Origin of the sequence: Cupriavidus sp. WKF15, from assembly GCF_029278605.1 — a bacterium.
GTDB lineage: Bacteria > Pseudomonadota > Gammaproteobacteria > Burkholderiales > Burkholderiaceae > Cupriavidus.
The window spans coordinates 1,627,990-1,650,306 of the sequence record NZ_CP119573.1 but is presented as its reverse complement, the minus strand read 5'-3'; the positions used below and the strand labels follow the sequence as shown (position 1 = coordinate 1,650,306).

Genomic DNA, 22,317 nt, shown 5'->3' with positions numbered 1-22,317 from the left:
GCGCCATGGAAGCTGTAGCCACCCGCAACATCCTGAACGGCGGCAATGCCACCGCGCCGTCGCGGCCGTACGACCCCGCCTACGACCCGCTGCGCACGCCCACGCCGGGTCAGGGCCGCGAATACGCGCCGACCTACTGGATCGGCACCGCCGGCGAGCCGCCTGCCGACGACGGCCCCATCACGCACGATATCGACGTGGACGTCGCCATCATCGGCTCGGGCTTCACCGGGCTGACCAGCGCCATCTTCCTGGCGCAGGAACACGGCATCAAGGCCACCGTGCTCGAGGCCAACCGCGTCAGCTGGGGCTGCAGCACCCGCAATGGCGGCCAGGCTCAGTGCGCTTCAGGCCGCCTCAAGCGCTCGCAGTGGATCCAACGCTACGGCCTGGACACGGCACTGCAATTGCATGAAGAAGTCTGCGCCGGCATGCAGACCTTCAAGGACCTGATCAAGGACATCGACTGCGATCCGCAGCCCGGTGGCCACCTGTATATCGCCCACCGCGACAAGGCCATGCCCGCGCTGGAGAAGGAAGCGAAGATCCTGCGCGAGGTCTTCAAGTACGACGCGCGCATCTTCGACGCCGACACCGTGCGGCGCGAATACGTCGACGACAAGGAAGCCGCGGGCGCCATGCATGAACCCGAAGGCATCGGCATCCATGCCGGCAAGCTTGCTTTCGGCTACCTGCGCCGCGCGCGCGAACTGGGCGTCAAGGTGCATCCGTCCAGCCCCGTGACCGGCTGGGAAACCCGCAATGGCGTGCACTACCTGCGCACGCCCGGTGGCATCGTGCGCGCCCGCGCGGTCGGCGTGGCCACAGGCGGCTATACCTCGCAGTCCCTGCATCCGCAACTGAAGAACCGGCTGTTCCCAATCCTGTCGAACTCGATCGTCACGCGCGTGCTGACGCCCGCCGAGATCGAGGCTTGCAACTTCCGCACGACCCAGGTCATCACCGACACCCGCATCCTGCGCCACTACTACCGCCTGATGCCAGATGGCCGCCTGCAGATCGGCAGCCGCAGCGCGATCACGGGCAATGATGCGCCCCAGGACCAGTACCGCCAGAAGCTGGTCAACGACATGTACCGCAAGTTCCCGGCGCTGCGCGGCATCCAGATCGACTACTCGTGGTGGGGCTGGGTCGACGTGAGCCACGACATGATGCCGCGCATCACGCAGCCTGACCCGGCGCAGTCGATCTACTACGCGATGGGATATGGCGGCAACGGCGTGATGTATTCCGCCCAGGCCGGCAGGCGGCTGGCGGCGCTGATCGCGGGCAAGGAAGCATCGCTGCCGCAACTGCCGATCTTCCGCGCGCCGCTGCCATTCCCGAATGTGCGGGAAATGGTGGAATCGCAGATGTTCGCCCCGTTCCGACGGCTCGGCCAGCGCTTCCTGTACCACTGGTATCACCTGAAGGACGAAGTCATCTGAGCCATGATTCAGCGGCGGGATATGCTGCAACGCAGCGTCCCGCCGGCACGTACCGGTGTGACGGACGAGAAACACCTTTGTCTGTTGCCGCCCGTTGGCGCCCTGCGCGCATATGGTGCTTCCGGCGATTTTCGCCAATAATGGCCTGACTGCCATTGCCGGACGAGAGCTGCCATGCACTACAGTCCCGACGCAATCCGTACCATTGCCCTGCTCGGCCATGCGGGTTGCGGCAAGACCACACTGGCCGAAGCGCTGCTGCACAGGGGGGGAGCCCTGCATGCCCCGGGCAGCGTCGAGCGGGGCTCCACGGTCAGCGACTTTGACCCGCTCGAGCGCAAATACCACCACTCCCTCACCTCAGCAGTCCTGCACGTCGATTTCCGCGATACCCGCATCTACCTGGTCGATACCCCGGGGTACCCCGATTTCTCCGGCCAGGCCATCAGCGCGCTGCCCGCCGTGGAGACCGCAGCCATCGTCATCAATGCCCAGACCGGCATCGAAATGACCACACGGCGCGCCATGGCGTGGGCACAGGCGCGCAAGCTGTGCCGGATGATCATCATCAACGGCATCGACGGCGAGAAGGTCGACCTGCCCGCGCTGCTCGCCGATATCCAGGAAGCCTTTGGCAAGGAGTGCCTGCCGATCAACCTGCCGGCCGCGAACGGCAGCCAGGTGGTGGACTGCTTCTTCAACCCGGCCGGGGAATCGGACTTCCTGAGCGTGCCGGCCGCGCATGATGCGCTGGTGGATCAGGTGATCGAGATCGATCCCGAGCTGATGGAGCTGTACCTGGAGCAAGGCGAGGCCATCCAGCCCGAGCAGTTGCACGCGCCGTTCGAGCGCGCGCTGCGCGAAGGGCACTTGGTGCCGATCTGCTTCACTTCCGCCGCCACTGGCGCCGGCGTGCGCGAGTTGCTGGACGCCTTCGTGCGGCTGCTGCCGAACCCGACCGAAGGCAACCCGCCGATGTTCTACCGCAGCGTCGGCGAAGGCAGCGAGGGCGCCGAGCGCAAGAAGGAAGTGCGTGCCGAGCCGGTACCGGACAAGCACGTGCTGGCTCACGTCTTCAAGATCGTGATGGATCCCTACGTCGGCAAGATGGCCATATTCCGCATCCACCAGGGCACGGTGACGCGCGACAGCCAGCTCTATATCGGCGATGCGCGCCAGCCGTTCAAGGTGGCGCACCTGTTGCTGCTGCAGGGCAAGGAACACGAGGAAGTGCCGCGCGCCGGGCCGGGCGACATCTGCGCCGTCGCCAAGATCGACGAGATCGGCTTCGATGCGGTGCTCCACGACGCCACCGAAGACGGCAATATCCACCTGATCCCGCTGGAATTCCCGACGCCGATCTACGGCCTGGCCATCGAACCCGCGCGCCGCGGCAACGAGCAGCGCATGGCCGAAGTCCTGCACAAGCTGGCTGCCGAGGACCCGTGCCTGCGCATCGAACACCCGGCCGGCACCAATGAAACCGTGCTGCTTGGCCTGGGCGAATTCCACCTGCGCTGCGTGCTGGAGCGGCTGACCGAACAGTACAAGCTGGAGGTCGTCACGCGGCCGCCGCGCATTGCGTATCGCGAGACCATCGGCGGCTCCGCCGAAGGCCATCATCGCCACAAGAAGCAGACCGGCGGCGCCGGCCAGTTCGGCGAAGTGATGTTGCGCGTCGAGCCGCTGCCACGCGGCGAAGGCTTCGAGTTCATCGACGCGGTCAAGGGCGGCGCCATTCCCGGACAGTTCATTCCAGCCGTGGAAAAGGGCATCCGCCAGGCGCTGGAAAGCGGGCCGCTGGCCGGCTTCCCGATGCAGGACGTGCGCGTCACCGTGCTGGACGGCAAGAGCCATCCCGTGGATTCCAAGGAAGTGGCATTTTCCGCCGCCGGCCGCAAGGCATTTATCGACGCGGTGCTCAAGGCCAGGCCCAGCGTGCTGGAACCGGTGGTCGACATCGAGGTGATGATGCCGGATACCTCCATGGGCGACGTGATCGGCGACCTCTCGTCCAAGCGTGGCCAGGTGCATGGCACGCGCACGGGCGCCGCCAACACCGTGATCGTGGCCGGCAAGGTGCCGCTGTCCGAACTCAACGACTACCAGTCGCGCCTGAACAGCCTGACCGGTGGCCATGGCAGCTACACCATCCAGTTCAGCCATTACGAAGGCGTGCCGCCCGGGCAGCAGGAGAAGATGGCGGCAAAGCACAAGGCGCAAGGGGATAACGGTGGCTGACGGCAGATAGCCTCAAGCGCGCCCCGGCGGCGCCACACCCGCCGCGCGCCGCAGAATGGTCATCGGGCCAAGCTGCCTGATGGTGTGCATCTGCGCGGCGTTTCGGACGAAGAGCGTCCCCGCGAAGCCCAGCGCATTCAGCGCAACACCTTCCACTTCCGCCGCACGCCGTGGCACCAGCAGCATGCCTTCCGGCATGACGAGCAGGTTGTAGGGAGCCGACTGGTGCGGCTCCCCTTCGACCTCCACCGCGCCCAGCCCGACCGCACCCAGCAACCTGTAATAGCGCTCGCAGGCGATGCGCGCCAGCACGTCCACTGGCCCCGTCTGATCGAGCGCCGCGAACGCGTGCGGGAAACCCAGGCCTGGCACGCTGCATGGCTCTGGCTCTCCCGTCCCCGTGGTGGCCAAAGCCAGCAAAGGCGCGATGGGCACCGTCGAACCCGCTCCGGCGAGCGGCACCGTCTGCAGGTGCTTGTGCGGCTGGCTGGAACCGGCAATCCGCCCGCCGTTGTAGAAACCGAGGCTGGGATACTCGGCCATGCACGCCAGCAGCGCCGCGAAATCCGCGACGTTCAGCAGAGCCTCCTGCGGGGCAAAATAACGCGTGACGATCAGCAGGTGGTGGTCGATGACGCTGAACTTGTTGAGCACCGCCAGATGGCTATCCGAAATATCGCCAACCAGCAGGTCGGGATCACAAGGCTGGAACGGGTCCGCCTGTGCACGGCGCGTGCCGGCTTCGTCCTGGCGCCTTGCCTTGTCCTTTCGCGCGAGGCTGGACACCTGACGCACAACGAAGCACACCCCACAGTCCTCGATGAACGATGTGGTCGTCTCGATCGGGTGCAGCGCGCCGCAGGCCAGCGCGTGCGAGGTCTTGCGCACTACGGCAGGCCACAGCGTACCCGGCGGCAGGTGGAAATGGGGCATCTTGCAAAATCCCGGGTGCCAGATTCGTCAGGAGGACGCGGCGCCTTCGTCTTTACGAACAGACCCTGATGTCCTGATTTGGTTATAGTCCAACCGCGCGTGCGATTCCCATGCCGCGCACCCTATCATCGACCTGTTCGCAACTGAAGACTACCAATCATGGACAAGGCCCGCGTCCTGACCCTATTCCTTGGCGTGGTGCGCGCCGGCAGCTTCCGCGGCGCTGCCGTCGAGGCCGGCGTCACGCCGCAAGCGGTCAGCAAGGCCGTGCGCACCCTGGAAGCGGAACTCGGCATCAGGCTCCTGCACCGGACCACGCGCAAGCTCAGCCTCACCACCGAGGGCGCGTGGCTGTTCGAACTGGCTGCGCCTGGCATGCGGCTGCTCGACGAAGCGCTCGAGCAGGTGCGCAGCAGCCGGAGCGAGGACGATGGCCTGATCCGCGTCACCGCACCGCCGTCGATCGGCAGCCGCGTGCTGGTTCCGCTGATTCACGCGTTCCGCGAGAACTGGCCCGGCATCACGTTCGACGTGGTGCTGAGCGACCTGTTCACGGACCTCGTCGAAGCGCAGATCGATATCGGCTTGCGTGCGGGTACCAGTCCCGCGCAGAACCTCGTAGCGCGGCGCCTGTGCGACCTGCCCCTGGTCATCTGCGCAGCGCCCGCCTACCTGGCCAGGCATGGCGAGCCGACGACACTGGAAGCGCTCCGGCACCACCAATGCACGGGCTTCCGGCGGCCCGTAACCGGCCGCATCCTGCCGTGGGAACTACAGGTGGAAGGCAATCTCGTGTACGAGGAGATGCCTGCCGTGGCCACGTTCAATGATGTCGAGACCGAAGTCGAAGCGGTGCGCGCCGGCATCGGCATCGGCCAGCTTGGTGCGTACACGGTCCACGCGGACCTGCTCGCGGGCCGGCTCAAGGCCATCCTGCCGGGGCTCAGCGCCAGCAGCGTGGGCCTGCACCTCTACTATCCGCGGCGCAGCCAGATGCCGGCACGCGTGCGGCGCTTCATCGATTTCGTGGTCGAAGCCAGCCGGGGTTCGGAAGATGCGCTGGTGCGGTTGGCCGGGGCCGCCTCAGCGACATCCTGACGCCCCAACAATCTTAGACATCGAATAATTATTGACACAGCTCCTGCAAGTGCTAGGATTGCGCCATGTACTTCGATATCTAAGATATCTCGGGTACGGCAACCGACCACTCAGGAGCGACACATGTATGACATTTTCTCCACCGACAAGCTGATCGACCTCTGGCTGACCGAAGACATCGGCATCTGTGACCTGACGGTCCAGACCATGATCGAACCGGGCGAGACCGGCACGTTCTGCATGAACGCGCGCGAGCCGATGATCATCGCGGGCATCGACGTGGCGGCGCGCATCTTCGCGCGCTACGACCCCACCCTTGCGATCGACGTGCGCGTGGCGGACGGGGACAAGGTCGGAAAAGGCGCGGTGCTGCTGAACGTCAGCGGCAATGCGCGCAGCGTGCTGACCGCCGAGCGCACGGCGCTCAATATCATGCAGCGGCTGTGCGGCATCGCCAACCTCACGTCAAGGTATGTCGACGAAATCGCGCACACCAAGGCGCGCCTGATCGACAGCCGCAAGACCACGCCGGGCCTGCGGGCACTGGAAAAGCATGCCGTTACCTGTGGCGGGGGCCTGAATCACCGGCTGAGCCTCGACAACGGCGTGATGGTCAAGGACAACCATATCGCCGTGTGCGGCAGCATTGCCGCCGCCGTGGCGCGCGTGCGCAGAAAGTTGCCGGTGCTGACCAAGCTCGAGGTCGAGTGCGACCGCCTTGACCAGGTGCGCGAGGCGCTGGATGCCGGCGTGGATGTGATCATGCTCGACAACATGTCGCTGCCTGACATGAAGGAAGCCGTCCAGATCGTCAACGGCCGGACCAGGGTCGAGGCTTCGGGCGGCATCCGCCTGGAAACGATCCGCGCGGTGGCGGAAACCGGCGTGGACTACATCTCGACCAGCAAGATCACGCAATCGGCGCCAGCCGTCGACATCGGGCTGGACGAAGCCTGATCCGCCCACACGCGAATCTGCTCCTCGTCTACCCGAGGGCGCTTCTCCCTCGCCGGCCTGGCCCGGCGAGGGACTTTTTGTCTTGCGGTATCAAAGATCCGCCAGCAGGCGCCCGACTTCCTGCGTCGAAGGCATCCTGCGGCCGCTTTCCGCCAGCGCGGCCTCGTCGGCCACCAGCTTCCCGGCAATCGAGATCAGCACGCGGCGCGTGGTCAGCACATCTTCTTCGGTCACGCCCTCCACGCTGATGGCATTGACTTCCTCAGCCAGCGGCTCGAGCTTGCGCCTGAGCGCGCGCCCCGCCTTGCTCAGGAACACGTGCACCTTCTTCTTGTTCCCCGGCAGGTGCATCCGCTCCACATAGCCCAGCGCTTCCAGCGCCTTGACCGCAGCGAAGGTGGTGGGCTCGGTCACGCCGGCGCGCTCGCTCAGTTCGCGCTGCGACAGGCCATCATGGCGCCACAGGATCCGCAGGATCGTCCAGTGTCCGTACGACACGGAATGCTGCGCAAGCCGTAGTTGCAACGAGCGGATATAGGCGCGCGCAGCGTCCTTGACCAGGTGCGCCAGGCGCTCTTCGTCAACTTCATCGGACGGCGTGATCGTGACCGGGGATTCCTGCTTTTTCGTGGCCATAGTGATGACATAAGGAAGCTGTGCGAGCCGCTCTAGCCGCAAGAGCCAGGAGCGGGACGGTGCACATGATAGCGCTTCCCGCCATCGTCCACCCGCTTGGCCCGCGGCTTCACCCGCCGCTTCCTATGTAGCAATCACTACATCAGTGCGGCATGCGCGGCGTCGATGCATGCCGCACCGCCGACGCGCATCCCCATCCCGGTGTTTTCCCCTAGAAGGCCGCAATTGCCGCGTACACGCTCGGTTTGCGGGAGCTGGCCCATTGCTTGCATTTACTTAGACATCGAACTTACCTTGACACCATGAGGCCCGGTGCTAGCATACGAAAACATCTTCGACGTCTAAGGTAATCATGAAAGAGACCGGCACGTTCTTCCTTGTGGTGGGCCCCAGCGGCGCAGGCAAGGATTCCCTCATTGATGGTGCGCGCGCCGCGCTCGACAGCAGCGATTACGTCTTTGCGCGGCGCGTCATCACGCGCCCGAGCGGATCGCCCGGCGAAGACCACGAAGGCGTTGCAGAGGCCGAGTTCATCGAACGCGAACGCAACGGAGAATTCCTGGTGACGTGGAACGCGCACGGGCTTCGCTATGGGCTGCCGCAGTGGCTGCTCGGACTGCTGGAAGCCGGGAAACACGTGGTCGCCAATGGCTCGCGCGGCGTGATCGCCATGCTGGCGCAGCAACTGCCCTGCTTCGTTGTGGTAAACGTGACCGCACCGCAAGAAGTGCTCGCGCAACGGATCGCCACGCGCGGGCGCGAATCGGGCGACGACGTGCTGCGCCGCGTGGCGCGTCCGGCCCCGCCGATGCCTGACGGCGTCCGGTGCGTCACGGTATCGAACGACAGCACGCTGGATCTCGGCGTGGCGCGCTTCACCGATGCCTTGAAGCACGGCATCAACGCCGGTTCCGTCGCGCAGCCCGCGAGCCGACGCCACCTGGCGGCCAAGCTGGACGGCCAGTCGCTGGACGAAGACGCCTACGAAGCTATCCTGCGCGATGCCATTGCCGGGCGCTACACCGAGCAGGAACTGACGGCCTTCCTGACGGCCGCGACGCGCTCGCTCGACGATGGTGAGGTGGCCGCGCTGGCCCGCGCGCGGACCCGCTTTTCCCCGCGCATCGAATGGGACGAGCCGATCGTCGTCGACAAGCATTCCATGGGCGGCGTACCGGGCAGCCGCATCACGCTGATCGTGGTGCCGATCGTCGCTGCGTACGGGCTGGCGATGCCCAAGACCTCATCGCGCGCGATCACGTCGGCCGCCGGCACGGCCGACGCCATGGAAACGATCGCCCGCGTGGACCTGACCCATGACGACGTGCGCCGCTGCGTGGCCGAGGCCCGCGCGTGCATTGCATGGAACGGGCGCATGAACCATTCGGTCATCGACGACGTGATGAACGCCATCACGCGGCCGCTCGGCCTCGATTCGCGCCGCTGGGCCGTGGCCTCCATCCTGTCGAAGAAGGCAACCGCCGGCGCTACCCACATCATCGTCGACCTTCCCCACGGCGCGCAGACCAAGCTGTCCACGCGCGCCGATGCCGAGGCGCTCGCGTCACTGTTCGAGGAAGTCGGCAAAGGGCTGGGCCTGCGCGTGCGCGCGTGCGTCACGGACGGGACCCGGCCGATCGGCCGGGGTATCGGCCCGGCGCTGGAAGTCCGCGATGTCCGGCAGGTGCTCGACAACCACCCCGACGCCCCCGCGGACCTGCGCGAAAAGGCCTTGCGCTTCGCGGGCGAGATCATCGCCTTCGATCCGCGGGTGGAGTCCCCGGCGCAAGGCATGCGTATTGCGACGGCGCTGCTCGACGACGGCAATGCCCGGGCTGCGTTCGAGCGGATTGTTGCCGCGCAGGGCGTCCGCGCCGATCCGGTGATGCCGGGTTCGCACACCCACGTGGCCATGGCGACCGTTTCCGGCCGTGTCGGCGCCATCAATGGCTGGCAGATCTCCGGCATCGCGCGGGCGGCGGGTGCGCCGCGTCGCGCCGGTGCGGGCATCGACCTGCTGTGCACGATCGGCGCATCCGTCGCGGCGGGCGAGCCGCTGTACCGCATCCATGCCGAGAACGCCGAAGACCTCGCTGCGGCGGTCGCCATGACGCGGCCCGCCGGTGAATGTCCGGGCGCAGTGCGCGTTGATCCCGATTGACCTGGCTTTCCCTTTCCCCCACCCTAGCCGACGAGGCATACCAATGAGACCCCTATCCGTCGTCCGTAGTCTGGCATCGCTGTTGTTTGTCGCTGGCAGCCTGGGCACCCTGCCCGGGCGGGCGGAGGCCAACATTGCAAGCACATTTCCGCAAAGACCGATCCGCATGGTCGTCACATTCCCGGCCGGCGGCGGCACGGATGTACTGGCGCGGTTGATCGGCAACGACATCAGCAAAAGCCTGGGACAGCCTGTCGTGGTCGACAATCGCCCCGGCGCCAGCGGCAACATCGGCGCGGAGTTTGTCGCCAAGAGCCCGGCCGATGGCTACACACTGCTGATCGTCAACAGCAGCTTTGCCATCAATCCCGGCGTCTTCAAGAAGCTGCAGTTCGACCCTAAGAGCGACTTCAGCGCGGTCATCACCTTTGCGTCGGTCCCGTCGGTCATCGCCGTCCCGCAGAGTTCCGGCATCCGCACATTCAGGGACCTGCTGGCTGCCGGCAAGAGCGCCACGCCGCCAAGCTATGCTTCGTGCGGCAACGGCACGCCACAACACCTGGCCGGCGAGCTGCTCAAGATGTCGGCGAAGATCGATATGCTGCACGTGCCCTACAAGGGCTGCGCGCCCGCGCTCGCCGACGTGCTGGGCGGACAGGCGCAAGTCAGCATCAACACGCTGCCCAACACCGTTCCCTATCTCAAGAGCAACAAGCTGCGCGCGCTCGCCGTGACCTCAAGGGCCCGCTCGCCGCTGCTGCCCGATGTGCCCACGGTCAGCGAACTTGGCGTTCCCGGCTATGACGTCGACCAATGGTTCGGTATCCTCGCGCCCGCGAATACGCCGCCCGAAATCGTGCAAAAGCTGAACGCGGAGATCGCCCGGGCCGTGGCCAAGCCCGAGATCAAGGCATCGCTGGCGCAGCTCGGCTTCGCCGCCACGACCAGTACGCCGGGCGAATTCCAGAAGCTGGTGAACAGCGACATCGATCGCTGGCAAAAGCTGGTGTCGAAGATCAACCTGAACCTCGACTGACACCGCCTGAGGCATCCACCTGACGCCGTCAGGCCCCCCCAGGCCCATCAGGCCCATCAGGCCCATCGGGCCCATCAGGCAGCCCCGACTTTCCGAGTACCCTCGTTGCCGCACGGGCGCCGACAGCCCTCGTGGGAGTGCGTTCGTCCCTGCCGCCTGCCCGGCAGCGGATCCCGCTGCCGGCAATCAGACAGCCGTGATCCTGCACATCTTCGACAGCATGTAGCCGACACCGGCAATCCGGTGTTCGTGCCGCGGCGCAAAGGCTTTCAGGTGCGCGACGACGCAGCGGTCGATGGCCTTGCAGGCCCCCTCGTCGTCGAAGCCGGGAAGGAACGAGATGGAAACGTCGGGCAGCGGGTAATCGAGCAGCCGCGCTTGCGCCATCCGCGTGTAGACGTTGCCGTCGCGGAACTCCACCGGGATATCCGCCCACTGCGGCAAGAGTTTCATGGTGCTGCGCGCCAGTTCCGCATCGGTGATGGAGTCCAGGTCAGCACGGGAAATCGAGTAGGTCATACGGGTTTCGTCCTTCTGAATCTTCGGGAACATCGGATTGCGACAACGTCGGCGCACGCGAGCCGGCCGCGGCGCCCTGTCGCACCGCCCCGTCCGCTTTGACAAGGCTAGCGCTTGCAGCAATCCGGGCCATGCAACTCGCGCCAACAACTTTGCAGTTCGTGCCAGTGCCCGGGGACGCGCAGCCGGCCGGTGCCGAATCCACCGCCACGGGTACCTGCCTTCACATCTATCGCTTGAGATTTTCTCAATCGTCCGCGCCCGAAATATCGTTTGTACGGAACCGCGCCGGCGACAACCATTACGCACAAGGCCGCGCGCTCACCGATGCACGGCCAGCCGATATCCGATAACAGGAGACTGCCGTGACAGACCTTCCCTACCCACTGTGGAACCCCGGCCCTGCGCCGCAACTGCTCGCCTCGCGCGATCGCGCCACCGGCGAGTACGTATTCCCCGCCGTACCAGATGCCTCGCCGCTCGCCACGCGCCATGACGTGGCGCCGGTGGCCGGCACGGGATCGGTGTACAGCTTTACCGTAATCCATCCGGGCCCGAAGAGCGGATTGGCGCCTTATGCGCTTGGCTATGTGGATTTCCCTGGCCCCGTGCGCATCTTCGGGCGCCTGCTAGGCACCGACCGCCCCGCCATCGGGCAGCGCTACACCGCGCAGCCGGATGCCGACTTCGGTTACGTCTTCCTGGCCGTGCCGGCCTGACTCCCACGAGGTAAGCAAGATGCAGGACATCTACATCCACGGCGGCGCCATGACGCCGTTTGGCCGCCACAGTGGCGTGCTGGCGCCCGAATTGGCGCAACAGGCCATCCTCCAGGCGCTGGACGACGCCGGCTTGCGGCCGGCCGACATCCAGGCCGTCTACTGCGCCAATGTGCTGGGCGGCATGATCCTCGGTCAGCTCATCGTGCGCGACCTGGGCTTTGGCGGCATCCCGGTCTACAACGTCGAGAACGCTTGCGCGAGCGGCGCCACCGGCGTGCACCTGGCGCGCCATGCGCTGCTGGCCGGCCAGTACGACACGGTGCTGGTATTCGGCATCGAGCAGCTCACCGCGCTTGGCGGCGGCACCATCCCGATGCAGCGCAATGACCACAAGACCGACCTCTATGCGAAGGCCGGCATGGTCCTGCCGGCAGTGTATGCGATGCGCGGCACGCGCTTCCTGCACGAGCGCGACGCCAGCCGCGCCGACATGGCCGAGGTGGCCGTCAAGAACCGCCACAACGGCTCGCTGAACCCGTTCGCACAGCAGCGCACCGAAACCACGGTGGAAGAAGTGCTGGCCTCGCGCATGATCGCCGACCCGCTGACGCTGCTGCAATGCTGCCCTTCGCAGGTCGATGGCGCGGCTGCGCTGGTGGTCGGCACCAAGCGCCCGGCCCGCCACCGTCCGGTGAAAGTGCTGGCCTCGGTGGTCGTCTCCGGCCTGCGCGAACAGGCGGACGACGACATCCTCGACGCCGAGATCACCGCGCGCGCGGCGCGCCAGGCCTATGAACAGGCCGGGCTCGGCCCGGAAGACGTCGACGTGGTGGAACTGCACGACGCCTTCACCATCGCCGAGCTGCTGTACTACGAAGCGCTGGGCCTCGCACCGCACGGCGAAGCCGTAGGCCTGCTGAAGTCGGGCGCCACGCGGCTTGGCGGCCGTGTGCCGGTCAATCCGAGCGGCGGCCTGCTGGCCAAGGGGCATCCGCTCGGCGCCACCGGCGTGGCGCAGATGGTGGAAATCCTGTGGCACCTGCAGGAGCGCGCCGGCGCACGGCAGGTTGCCAACGCCCGCGTCGGACTGACGCAATGCACCGGCGGCGGCATTGCGGGCGTGGACCACGCCGCGTCATCGGTTCACCTGCTGGGAGTGTGAGATGGGCACGCAAGACTTTGACCCCACCCACGTCGCCGTGGTCACCGGCGCGGCGCGCGGCATCGGCCTCGGCATTGCGACGCACCTGGCGCGCGGCGGCCTGACCGTCGCGCTGCTGGACCGCGATGCGGCCACGCTCGATGACGCGGTGTCCAAGCTGGCTGCCGAGGGCCTTAAGGTCATCGGCGCCGCGGCCGACCTGACCGACTCCGCCGCCGTCAACGAGGCCTTCGCCCAGGTGCAGGCACAAGCGGGCCGCGTCGACTGCCTGGTCAACAACGCCGGCGCCGTGCGCGACATGCGCTTCCTGTCCATGCGCGATGGAGACTGGGACCTCGTCATCGATACCAACCTTCGCTCGCAGTTCCTGTGCTGCCGCGCAGCGCTGCCCGGCATGGTCGAGCGCGGCTACGGGCGCGTCGTGAACATTTCGTCGCGCGCGTGGCTGGGCGCCTTCGGCCAGGCCAACTATTCCGCGGCAAAAGGCGGCGTGGTCAGCCTGACGCGCTCGCTCGCGATCGAGTTCGCGGCCAAGGGCATCACCGTGAATGCGGTGGCGCCGGGCATTGTCGATACGCCGCTCTTCCGCGGCTTAGCGCCCGAGGTGCAGGCCCGGCTGCAGAAATCGGTGCCGGTGCAGCGCATCGGCACGGCGGACGACATCGCCAGTGCCGTGGGCTTCTTCCTCGACCCGCGCGCGTCCTATGTCACCGGACAGACGCTCTATGTGTGCGGCGGGCGCAGCCTGTCGTCGCCCAGCGTGTAAGGAGGCCGCCATGACCGTACACATGGAGATCAATGGCGCGGTGGCCGTCCTTACCCTCGACCGGCCGCAGGCGCTCAATGCGCTGGATGTGTCCGCCCTGCGCGCGCTGCGCGCCCACCTGGCCGAAGTGCGCGACCGCGACGACCTGCGCGCCGCGGTGCTGACCGGTGCCGGCACACGAGCGTTCTGCGCGGGGGCCGACCTGTCCAGCACGCGCACGTCGGTGGCCTCGTACCCGGAGGCCCTGTTCCGCGCGCCGGAGCAGGCCGCCGACCTGGGCCTGTACATCCGGCTGATGGACCTGTCCGACCTCGGGCTCTGGAAGCCACTGATCGCGGCAGTCAACGGCCATTGCCTGGGCGCGGGTCTGGAGATAGCGCTCCAATGCGATCTTCGCGTGGCGTCGCAGGCGGCCACATTCGGCCTGCCGGAAGCCTCCGTCGGGTCGATTCCGGCCGTCTCCGGCCTCCACCGCCTGCTCAAGGCGGTGCCATCGGCGCACGCCATGCAGATGGCACTGACCGGCGAGCGCATCGATGCGGCGCAGGCCCTGCGCATCGGCCTGGTCACCGAAGCGGTCGCGCCGCAGGCCCTGCTCGACCGCGCCTTCACGCTGACCGCCACGGTCGCGCGCAACGCGCCGCTGGCGGTGCAGGCCATCAAGAAGCTGTCGCGCCAGACGCCTCACCTGGGCGAGTCCGACGCGCAGCAGCTCACCGAGCTCTATTGGGGCGTATTGCGCGATACCGCCGACCGGCTGGAAGGCCGGCAGGCCTTCGCCGAAAAACGGCCGCCGCGCTACATGGGCCGCTGAGCGCGGCACTCAGGCACGAACAATTATCAGGAGACAAGCATGTCACGCATTTTCCAATCCGCGCGCACGGCGCTTGCCGGCCTGCTGGCGACCGCGAGTTTCGCCATGCCGGCGCCCGCAGCCGCGCAGGCCCCCTACCCGGCGCAGAAGCCGATCACGCTGGTAGTGCCGTTCGCCCCCGGCGGCGGCAACGACATCCTCGCGCGGCTGGTCGCGCCGAAGATGGGCAAGCTGCTCGGCCAGACCATCGTGATCGAGAACAAGCCAGGCGCCGGCGGCAACCTCGGCACCGACTACGTCGCGCACGCGGCGCCCGACGGCTACACGCTCGTGATCGCATCGAGCCAGGTGACCATGAACCCGTTCCTCGGCATGAAAGTGCCGTTCAAGATCGACCGCGACTTCGAGCCCGTGGGCCGGATCGCCTCGGTGCCGATCATGCTGGTGGTCAACAGCGACCAGCCGTTCCGCACGCTCAAGGACTTCATCGGCTACACGCACGCCAACCCGGGCAAGATCAGCTACAGCAGCCCGGGCAACGGCACGCCGCAGCATCTCGCCGGCGAGGTCTTCGCGCGGCTGAACAAGACCGAGCTGCTGCACGTGCCATACAAGGGCACGGGTCCCTCGATCACCGACCTGATGGGCGGGCAGGTGCAGGCCTCCTTCGCGACCTTTGCCTCGGCGATCCAGTATGTGCGCGCCGGCAAGCTCCGTGCCCTGGGCATTGCCGGCAGCAAGCGCACCGCGCTGATGCCCGAGCTGCCCACTTTCGCGGAAGCGGGCCTGGCCGGCTATGACGCCGAACTCTGGTACAGCCTGCTCGCGCCCGCGCAGACGCCCAAAACCGTCGTCGACAAGGTCAACGTCGCGCTGGTGGCCGCGCTCAGGTCCCCCGAGGTGACGGCGCAACTCGCGCAGCAGGGCTTCGAGCCGCAGCCGTCCTCGCCGGCCGAACTCAAGGCCTACCTCGGCAGGGAGCTGCAACGCTGGCAGCGCGTGATCGAAGGCAATGGCATCAAGGTGGCGCTGTGACCGCCTTCGGCGGCAGCGCCTCGGGCACTTTCCACCCATCCTCTTTCCTAGCTGAGGCACAGACATGCTGAGCAACGCACTGGACGGCCTGACCGTCATCGATTTCACCCAGATCGGCGCCGGCCCCACCTGCACCATGCTGCTGGCGGACATGGGTGCGAAGGTCATCAAGGTCGAGCCGCCGGCCGGCGAACTCGGCCGCGGCCTCGGGCCCGGCTGGATCGGCGGCGACAGCGCCCTGTTCCACGGCTTCAACCGCAACAAGCTCGGCGTAGCGCTGGACCTCAAGTCCGTAGACGGTGTGGCGGTCGCGAGGCGCCTGGTGGCCGGCGCCGACATCGTCGTGGAAAGCATGCGGCCGGGTGTGATGGCGCGGCTGGGGTTGGGCTATGCGGAGCTGTCGGCCGATCATCCGTCGCTGGTCTACTGCTCGATTTCCGCATACGGGCAGGAAGGGCCGTATGCCGGCCATGCCGGCGTGGATGGCATCATCCAGGCGGACTCGGGCCTGATGAGCCTGATCGGCGTGCCGGGTGGCGAGCCATGCAAGGTGCAGGCACCCGTGGTCGATGTCATGACCGGCTATGTCGCATGTGTCGGCGTGCTGGCACGGCTCGCGCAGCGCGCCCGCGACGGGCAAGGGGGACACCTCGACGTCAACCTGCTCAACGCCGCGCTGGCGCTGCAGCAATCGTCGATCACGAGCTATTTCGCCGACGGCGAACTGCCGGTACGCGCAGGCAGCGCCGCGCCCTACTCCGCGCCGAACCAGGCGTTCGAGACCGCCGATGGCTGGATCATGGTCGCGGCATACATGCCCGTCCGCTGGCAACGCCTGTGCGAAGCGCTCGGCGTGCCCGCGCTGGCGGACGACCCGCGCTTTGCGACGTCGCCACTGCGCGTGGCCAACCGTGCCGACATGGTGAGGGAACTGACCCGCGTCTTCGTGACGCGCGGCACCGATGCCTGGCTGGCGGAACTGCAGGCCGCCGACATCCTGTGCTCTCGCGTGGCGACTTATGACGATGTCGCGCGGCATCCGCAGGTCGCCGCGAACCGCATGGTGCGCCACGTAGCGCATCCTGTGCTCGGAGACATCCGCATGCCCGGCTTTCCGATCAACAGCGCGCAGGAGAACGCGCAGCCGGCGCGGCCCGCGCCCGTTTGCGGGCAGGACACGCGCGCGGTGCTGCGCGCGGCCGGCTACAGCAGCGAGGAGATCGACAGCCTCCTGGCGCGGCAGGCCATCCACTGCGCGGATGTGCCTGCCATGGCAACGCCGTCACGGCCGGAAGCCACCAATCATCCCTGTGCCGCGAACTGCGCCAGCAACCACGTGCGAAACGTCGCCATGCTGGGACTTTCGCGGCGGTCCGCCGGGGTCAGCAGGTAGTAGGTGAATTCGCCCATGTCCACCACCTGGCGGAACGGTGCCACCAGCGTGCCAGCGGCCAGGTCCCCCGTCACCAGGAAGCGCTGCGCGATGGCGAAGCCGAGCCCCTCTATCGCTGCCGCATAGGCCATGGCCGAGCTCTGGTAGGTCATCCCGCCCCGCACATCGACATCGCGGTCCGCCCCTGCGGCACGCAGCCAGTGCGCCCAGTCATCAGGGCGGGCGACCGAGTGCAGCAGCGTATGGTGCTGCAGGTCAGCCGGCTTCCTGACCTTGCGAGCGCCCGACAGCAGCGCGGGGCTGCACACCGGCACCAGCACGTTGGATACCAGCCGGTAGGCATTCACGCCCGGCCACTTGCCATCGCCGAGCCGGATGGCCCCGTCGATGTCCTCCTTGCGGAAATCGACCGGATCGAGCGTGGCGGTCAGCAGCACCTCGATGCCCGGGTTGGCCGCGTGGAAGCTCGACAGCCGCGGGATCAGCCAGCGCATCGCAAAGGTCGTGTATGCGCGCACCTTGAGCTGCTTGCGCCTGGCGCGCTTGCCCAGCCGGCGCGTGGCTTCGCGCAGTTCGTCCATGGCGCGGGTCACGGCCCGGTAGTAGTCCTCGCCGGTATGGGTCAGCGTGATCTGGCGATGACCGCGGTGCAGCAATTGCACGCCCAGCCCGTCCTCCAGCGCGCGTATCTGGCGGCTGACGGCCCCGGGCGTGACGTGCAGTTCCTGCGCGGCGACCGTGATGCTCAGGTGCCGCGCCGCGGCTTCGAAGGCCCGCAGGGCATTGAGGGGAGGAAGTCGATCCATGCCGGCGAGTCTGCCATACGGTTGAGATTTTCTCAATCGAGTCAGACGGTCGTTGCCGGCATCCGCACGTGCGCACATTAGCAACTATCAGTTGCCAGTAAAACGCCATTGGTCGATCTACTGCAAGCTTTTCCACTGACCTACATTTCCTGCGTGGCCAACGCCATCACCAACAGGAACCCAACCCACCGCAAGGAGACTCACCATGTCCAATATCACCACCACCGCTTCCGCCAACACCAGCAAGGTCTGGTTCATCACCGGCGCCTCGCGCGGCTTCGGTCTGGAGATTGCACGTGCCGCACTGGCCCGCGGCGACCGCGTCGTCGCCGCGGCGCGCCGGCCGCAAGCCGTCACCGATGCGCTGGGCGAGCATGACCATCTGCTGGCCGTGGCGCTCGACGTCAACAGCGACGAGCAGGCCATTGCCGCAGCCGAGGCCGCCGTGTCGCGCTTCGGCCGCATCGACGTGCTGGTCAACAACGCTGGCTACGGCCTGCTGGGCGCGGTAGAGGAGGCCTCGCGCGAGGAGGTACAGAACCAGTTCGCGACCAATGTGTTCGGCCTGCTCGGCGTGACGCGTGCGGTGCTGCCGCAGATGCGCCGCCAGCGCAGCGGCCACGTCATCAATATCTCGTCGATCGGCGGCTATGCGGCCTACCCGGGCTGGGGGGTGTACGGCGCCACCAAGTTCGCCGTGGAGGGCCTGACCGAGGCGCTGGCCGCGGAACTCGCGCCGCTGGGCGTCCATGCCACGGTGGTCGAACCGGGCTTCTTCCGCACGGACTTCCTCGATGCCAGCTCGCTGGTACGTGTGGGCAGCGAGATTGCTGAGTACGTCGATACCGTGGGCGCGATGCGCGGACACATGGACTCGGCCAACCACCAGCAGCCGGGCGATCCGACCAAGCTGGCAGCGGCGTTGCTGACGCTGGCTGACAGCGACACGCCGCCGGTTCGCCTGCCGCTCGGCTCCGATACCGTGGCCCGGATCACGGCCAAGAACCGAAAGGTGGAGGCCGAACTGGATGCCTGGCACGCCGTAGCGGTTTCCACCGATCTCGTGGCGGCATCGAGCTGAGCGACACCAGGCCGGGCCGGTTCCATCGGCCCGGCGCCTTCAATGCTGCGACGCCCCCGCCGCCCCAATCCCCGTCATCGACCGCACGAACTGCGCGCCGAAGCGACGACGTTCCGCCGCGGCCTGCGCCGACTTGTCGAGCACCGACACCAGCCACGCGCACACGAACGCCAGCGTCATCGAGAACAGCGCCGGGTTGGCATACGGGAAGATGGGCTTGTCATGATGCAGCAGCCCCACCCACACCGTAGGACCGAGCACCAGCAGCGCCACGGCCGACGCCAGCCCCGCGACGCTGCCCGCCACCGCGCCCTTCGTGGTCAGCCCCTTCCAGAACATCGACAGGAACAGCACCGGAAAATTGACCGATGCGGCAATCGCCAGCACCAGTCCGGACAGGAAGGCGATGTTCTGCTTCTCGAACAGCACGCCCAGCACCATGGCCAGCAGGCCGATCACCACGGTGGCCGCCTTCGAGACGCGGATCTCGTCCTTCTCGTTGGCGCGCCCTTGCCGGAACACGTTGGCGTACAGATCATGCGACACCGCCGACGCGCCGGACAGCGCCAGGCCCGCCACCACCGCGAGGATGGTCGCGAACGCCACCGCCGAGATAAAGCCGAGGAACAGGTCCCCGCCGATCGCATGCGCGAGGTGCACCGCCACCATATTGCTGCCGCCGACCAGCTTGCCGGCCGCATCGCGATAGGCCGGATCGCCGCCGACCATGACGATGGCGCCGAAGCCCACGACGAGGATCAGCACGTAGAAATAGCCGATGAAGCCGGTGGCATACAGCACGGACTTGCGGGCTTCCCTGGCATCCGCCACGGTGAAGAAGCGCATCAGGATGTGCGGCAAGCCTGCCGTGCCGAACATCATGCCAACGCCGAGCGAAATGGCGTCGATCGGATTGGACACCAGCCCGCCCGGCGACAGGATCGCCAGGCCCTTGTCATGGACCCTGGCGGCGCCCGCGAACATGGCCTCGGGGCTGTAGCCGAAATGGGCCAGCACCATGATCGCCATGAACGTGACCCCGCCCAGCAGCAGCACGGCCTTGATGATCTGCACCCATGTCGTGGCCAGCATGCCGCCGAACAGCACGTACAGCACCATCAGCAGGCCGACGATGACCACCGCCGATTCATAGCTGGTGCCGAACAACAGTTCGATCAGCTTGCCGGCGCCGACCATCTGCGCGACCAGGTACATGATCACGACCGTCAGCGTGCCGAAGGCGGCCGTGATGCGCACGGGCTTCTGCGACAGGCGGTATGACACCACGTCGGCAAACGTATAGCGGCCGAGGTTGCGCAGCCGCTCCGCGACGATGAACAGGATGATCGGCCAGCCAGCCACCACGCCAAGCGCGTAGATCAACCCGTCATAGCCCTTGTCGAACATCATCGCCGAGATGCCGAGAAACGACGCAGCCGAGACCATATCGCCGGCAATCGCCAGGCCGTTCTGGAAGCCGGTCAGGCCGCCGCCGGCGGCGTAGAAGTCCGATGCCGAGCGCGTGCGCCGCGCGGCCCAGCGCGTGATGCCAAGCGTGAACAGCACGAACAGCATGAACATCACGATGGCGCTCCAGTTCAGCGGCCGGCGCGTGGCTTCGCCCTGGATTGCCGGAGCTGCCAGCGCGGCGCTGCTGGCCAGGCCCATGAACAACATGGGCAGGTGGCGCAAGTTTTGGACGATCGGCTTCATGCTTCGCACTCCTTGCGCAAGCGCTCGTTGATCGGATCGAGTTCGGTGTTGGCCTGGCGTACATAGACCGCGGTCAGCACGATGGCCGCCACGATGATGCCTACGCCGACCGGGATGCCGAGCGTCGTCACTCCTCCGCCGAGCGGCGTGCCGAGCGTCGCCGGCACAAAGGCCAGCAGCAGGATGAAGCCGAAATAGATGGTCAGCATCACCACGGTGAGCGACCAGCCCAGGCGTGCCCGCCTGCTGGCCAGCCGGATGAAATCGGGGTGCTGCTGGAGGGTCTCCAGTTGTTGCGCGTCCATGTGGTCTCCTTTTGCGCGAGTGTCGGCGTGGCGCCTCTTGGCGGGCGCCATCGTCGTTGTCAGATCAGGTAAGGAATGCGGGCCGGCGAATGCGGGCCGGCAAGGCTTGCCGGCCCGGATGGTCAGATCGCCCCGACCGGCTGCTCGTGCGTGATCTTGGGCCGCATGTCGAGCACGCGGCGCGCCTTGCCGACGCTGGTGCGCTCGATTCCCTCTGCATCCAGCACCTGCACGCGCGTGGTCACGCCGACATAGGTCTTGATCTGGTCCTTGAGGTCGCGTTCCAGCGCCGCGCGGTCGTCGCTGCCCAGGCTGCCCGCCTGCGGGCGCGCTTCGACGCGCACTTCGAGCTTGTCGAGGTGGCCGTCGCGCGTGACCACGAGCTGGTACTGCGGCGCCAGGGCGGGCGCCTTGAGGATCAGTTCCTCGATCTGCGACGGGAACACGTTCACGCCGCGGATGATCAGCATGTCGTCCGAACGGCCGGTGATCTTGCCGATGCGGCGCATCGAGCGCGATGTCGGCGGCAGCAGGCGCGTCAGGTCGCGCGTGCGGTAGCGGATCACCGGCAGCGCTTCCTTGGTCAGCGAGGTGAACACCAGTTCGCCCTCCTCGCCGTCGGGCAGCACTTCGCCGGTCACCGGGTCGATGACCTCCGCGTAGAAATGGTCTTCCCAGATGACCGGTCCGTCCTTGCTTTCGATGCACTCGCAAGCCACGCCCGGGCCCATGACTTCCGACAGGCCGTAGATGTCCACCGCGTCGATGCCGGCGCGCGCTTCGATCTCGGCGCGCATGGCGTCGGTCCACGGCTCCGCGCCGAAGATGCCGACCTTCAGCGAGCTTTCCGCCGGGTCCATGCCCTGGCGCATCATCTCCTCGATCAGGTTCAGCATGTACGACGGCGTCACCATGATGATGTCCGGCTGGAACTCGCGGATAAGCTGCACCTGCTTCTCGGTCTGTCCGCCCGACATCGGGATCACCGTGCAGCCGGCCTTCTCGGCGCCATAGTGCGCGCCCAGGCCGCCCGTGAACAGGCCGTAGCCATAGCTCACGTGCACCAGGTCACCGGCACGGCCGCCCGCGGCGCGGATGGAACGCGCCACCACACTGGCCCAGGTGTCGATGTCGCGCGCGGTGTAGCCCACCACGGTGGGCTTGCCCGTGGTGCCGCTGGACGCATGCACGCGCGCCACCTTCTCGCGCGGCACGGCGAACATGCCGAACGGGTAGTTGTCGCGCAGGTCCTGCTTGCCCAGGAACGGGAACTTCGACAGGTCCGACAGCGACTTCAGGTCGTCCGGGTGCACGCCCGCCGCGTCGAACGACTTGCGGTAGTGCGGCACGTTGTCATAGGCATGGCGCACGCTCCATTTGAGCCGTTCCAGTTGCAGCGCCTGCAGTTCATCGCGGCTGGCGCGCTCGATCGGCTCCAGCTCGTCGGGGTGGGGGGTGCGTTGAACCATTGTCTACTCCATCGTTTTCATG

The 22,317-nt window shown here is 66.9% G+C and carries 20 protein-coding genes; 13 read left to right on the top strand and 7 right to left on the bottom strand.

Going from position 1 to position 22,317, the window contains the following annotated elements; genetic code table 11:
* Window positions 1-5 precede the first annotated feature (5 nt).
* Complete coding sequence (locus CupriaWKF_RS24905; protein ID WP_276101113.1) at window positions 6-1,448, top strand: FAD-binding oxidoreductase; 1,443 nt, start codon at window positions 6-8, stop codon at window positions 1,446-1,448.
* A 174-nt stretch (window positions 1,449-1,622) separates the two neighbouring features.
* Entirely contained in the window at window positions 1,623-3,689 is a 2,067-nt protein-coding gene (gene fusA / locus CupriaWKF_RS24900; RefSeq protein ID WP_276101112.1) for an elongation factor G, read from the top strand.
* 12 nt (window positions 3,690-3,701) lie between these two features.
* Here fusA and CupriaWKF_RS24895 read toward each other — a convergent pair whose 3' ends face one another.
* Window positions 3,702-4,622, bottom strand: a complete 921-nt coding sequence (locus CupriaWKF_RS24895) for a DUF4922 domain-containing protein (protein WP_276101111.1) — start codon at window positions 4,620-4,622, stop codon at window positions 3,702-3,704.
* Window positions 4,623-4,781: 159 nt separating this feature from the next.
* Here CupriaWKF_RS24895 and CupriaWKF_RS24890 point away from each other — a divergent pair, with 159 nt between their 5' ends.
* Together CupriaWKF_RS24890 and nadC are read left to right on the top strand one after the other, a co-directional pair.
* Window positions 4,782-5,720 (top strand): LysR family transcriptional regulator, encoded by a 939-nt coding sequence (locus tag CupriaWKF_RS24890; RefSeq protein ID WP_276101110.1) that lies wholly within the window; start codon window positions 4,782-4,784, stop codon window positions 5,718-5,720.
* Window positions 5,721-5,843: 123 nt separating this feature from the next.
* On the top strand, window positions 5,844-6,677 hold the full coding sequence (gene nadC, locus CupriaWKF_RS24885; protein WP_276101109.1) for a carboxylating nicotinate-nucleotide diphosphorylase: 834 nt from the start codon (window positions 5,844-5,846) through the stop codon (window positions 6,675-6,677).
* Window positions 6,678-6,767: 90 nt separating this feature from the next.
* Here the strand turns inward: nadC and CupriaWKF_RS24880 are convergent, their stop codons facing one another.
* Window positions 6,768-7,313: a MarR family transcriptional regulator gene (locus CupriaWKF_RS24880; RefSeq protein WP_276101108.1), complete on the bottom strand. Its 546-nt coding sequence runs from the start codon at window positions 7,311-7,313 to the stop codon at window positions 6,768-6,770.
* A 352-nt stretch (window positions 7,314-7,665) separates the two neighbouring features.
* Here CupriaWKF_RS24880 and phnN point away from each other — a divergent pair, with 352 nt between their 5' ends.
* Together phnN and CupriaWKF_RS24870 are read left to right on the top strand one after the other, a co-directional pair.
* The gene (gene phnN / locus CupriaWKF_RS24875) at window positions 7,666-9,474 is read left to right on the top strand and encodes a phosphonate metabolism protein/1,5-bisphosphokinase (PRPP-forming) PhnN (RefSeq protein WP_276101107.1); all 1,809 of its coding nucleotides are present in this window, start codon (window positions 7,666-7,668) and stop codon (window positions 9,472-9,474) included.
* Between the two features lie 43 nt (window positions 9,475-9,517).
* Window positions 9,518-10,510, top strand: coding sequence for a tripartite tricarboxylate transporter substrate binding protein (locus CupriaWKF_RS24870; protein ID WP_276101106.1), 993 nt, complete (start codon window positions 9,518-9,520; stop codon window positions 10,508-10,510).
* Window positions 10,511-10,696: 186 nt separating this feature from the next.
* On the opposite strand, the gene CupriaWKF_RS24865 is transcribed toward CupriaWKF_RS24870, so the two are convergent.
* Window positions 10,697-11,029, bottom strand: coding sequence for a hypothetical protein (locus tag CupriaWKF_RS24865; protein WP_276101105.1), 333 nt, complete (start codon window positions 11,027-11,029; stop codon window positions 10,697-10,699).
* Window positions 11,030-11,394: 365 nt separating this feature from the next.
* On the opposite strand from CupriaWKF_RS24865, the gene CupriaWKF_RS24860 reads away from it, so the two are divergent.
* The 6 genes from CupriaWKF_RS24860 to CupriaWKF_RS24835 all read left to right on the top strand — a co-directional run bounded on the left by CupriaWKF_RS24860 (window position 11,395) and on the right by CupriaWKF_RS24835 (window position 16,921).
* Complete coding sequence (locus tag CupriaWKF_RS24860) at window positions 11,395-11,748, top strand: OB-fold domain-containing protein (RefSeq protein ID WP_276101104.1); 354 nt, start codon at window positions 11,395-11,397, stop codon at window positions 11,746-11,748.
* Window positions 11,749-11,767: 19 nt separating this feature from the next.
* Window positions 11,768-12,913, top strand: coding sequence for a thiolase family protein (locus CupriaWKF_RS24855; protein ID WP_276101103.1), 1,146 nt, complete (start codon window positions 11,768-11,770; stop codon window positions 12,911-12,913).
* Window position 12,914: 1 nt separating this feature from the next.
* Window positions 12,915-13,679, top strand: a complete 765-nt coding sequence (locus tag CupriaWKF_RS24850) for an SDR family NAD(P)-dependent oxidoreductase (protein WP_276101102.1) — start codon at window positions 12,915-12,917, stop codon at window positions 13,677-13,679.
* 10 nt (window positions 13,680-13,689) lie between these two features.
* The gene (locus CupriaWKF_RS24845) at window positions 13,690-14,493 is read left to right on the top strand and encodes an enoyl-CoA hydratase-related protein (protein ID WP_276101101.1); all 804 of its coding nucleotides are present in this window, start codon (window positions 13,690-13,692) and stop codon (window positions 14,491-14,493) included.
* Between the two features lie 39 nt (window positions 14,494-14,532).
* Window positions 14,533-15,528 carry a tripartite tricarboxylate transporter substrate binding protein gene (locus CupriaWKF_RS24840; RefSeq protein WP_276101100.1) on the top strand — a complete coding sequence of 332 codons (996 nt, stop codon included), beginning with the start codon at window positions 14,533-14,535 and terminating at the stop codon, window positions 15,526-15,528.
* 64 nt (window positions 15,529-15,592) lie between these two features.
* Window positions 15,593-16,921, top strand: a complete 1,329-nt coding sequence (locus CupriaWKF_RS24835) for a CoA transferase (protein WP_276101099.1) — start codon at window positions 15,593-15,595, stop codon at window positions 16,919-16,921.
* Here CupriaWKF_RS24835 and gcvA read toward each other — a convergent pair.
* Entirely contained in the window at window positions 16,831-17,727 is an 897-nt protein-coding gene (gene gcvA, locus CupriaWKF_RS24830) for a transcriptional regulator GcvA (RefSeq protein WP_276101098.1), read from the bottom strand. The two genes, CupriaWKF_RS24835 and gcvA, sit on opposite strands and share 91 nt — an antisense overlap.
* A 205-nt stretch (window positions 17,728-17,932) precedes the next feature.
* On the opposite strand from gcvA, the gene CupriaWKF_RS24825 reads away from it, so the two are divergent.
* Window positions 17,933-18,808: an oxidoreductase gene (locus tag CupriaWKF_RS24825; protein ID WP_276101097.1), complete on the top strand. Its 876-nt coding sequence runs from the start codon at window positions 17,933-17,935 to the stop codon at window positions 18,806-18,808.
* Between the two features lie 39 nt (window positions 18,809-18,847).
* On the opposite strand, the gene CupriaWKF_RS24820 is transcribed toward CupriaWKF_RS24825, so the two are convergent.
* The 3 genes from CupriaWKF_RS24820 to paaK all read right to left on the bottom strand — a co-directional run bounded on the left by CupriaWKF_RS24820 (window position 18,848) and on the right by paaK (window position 22,295).
* Window positions 18,848-20,521, bottom strand: coding sequence for a cation acetate symporter (locus tag CupriaWKF_RS24820; RefSeq protein WP_276101096.1), 1,674 nt, complete (start codon window positions 20,519-20,521; stop codon window positions 18,848-18,850).
* Window positions 20,518-20,826, bottom strand: a complete 309-nt coding sequence (locus tag CupriaWKF_RS24815; RefSeq protein WP_276101095.1) for a DUF485 domain-containing protein — start codon at window positions 20,824-20,826, stop codon at window positions 20,518-20,520. Before CupriaWKF_RS24815 ends, CupriaWKF_RS24820 begins: the two co-directional genes overlap by 4 nt.
* Window positions 20,827-20,948: 122 nt before the next feature.
* Window positions 20,949-22,295: a phenylacetate--CoA ligase PaaK gene (paaK, locus tag CupriaWKF_RS24810; protein ID WP_276101094.1), complete on the bottom strand. Its 1,347-nt coding sequence runs from the start codon at window positions 22,293-22,295 to the stop codon at window positions 20,949-20,951.
* Between the last annotated feature and the right edge of the window lie 22 nt (window positions 22,296-22,317).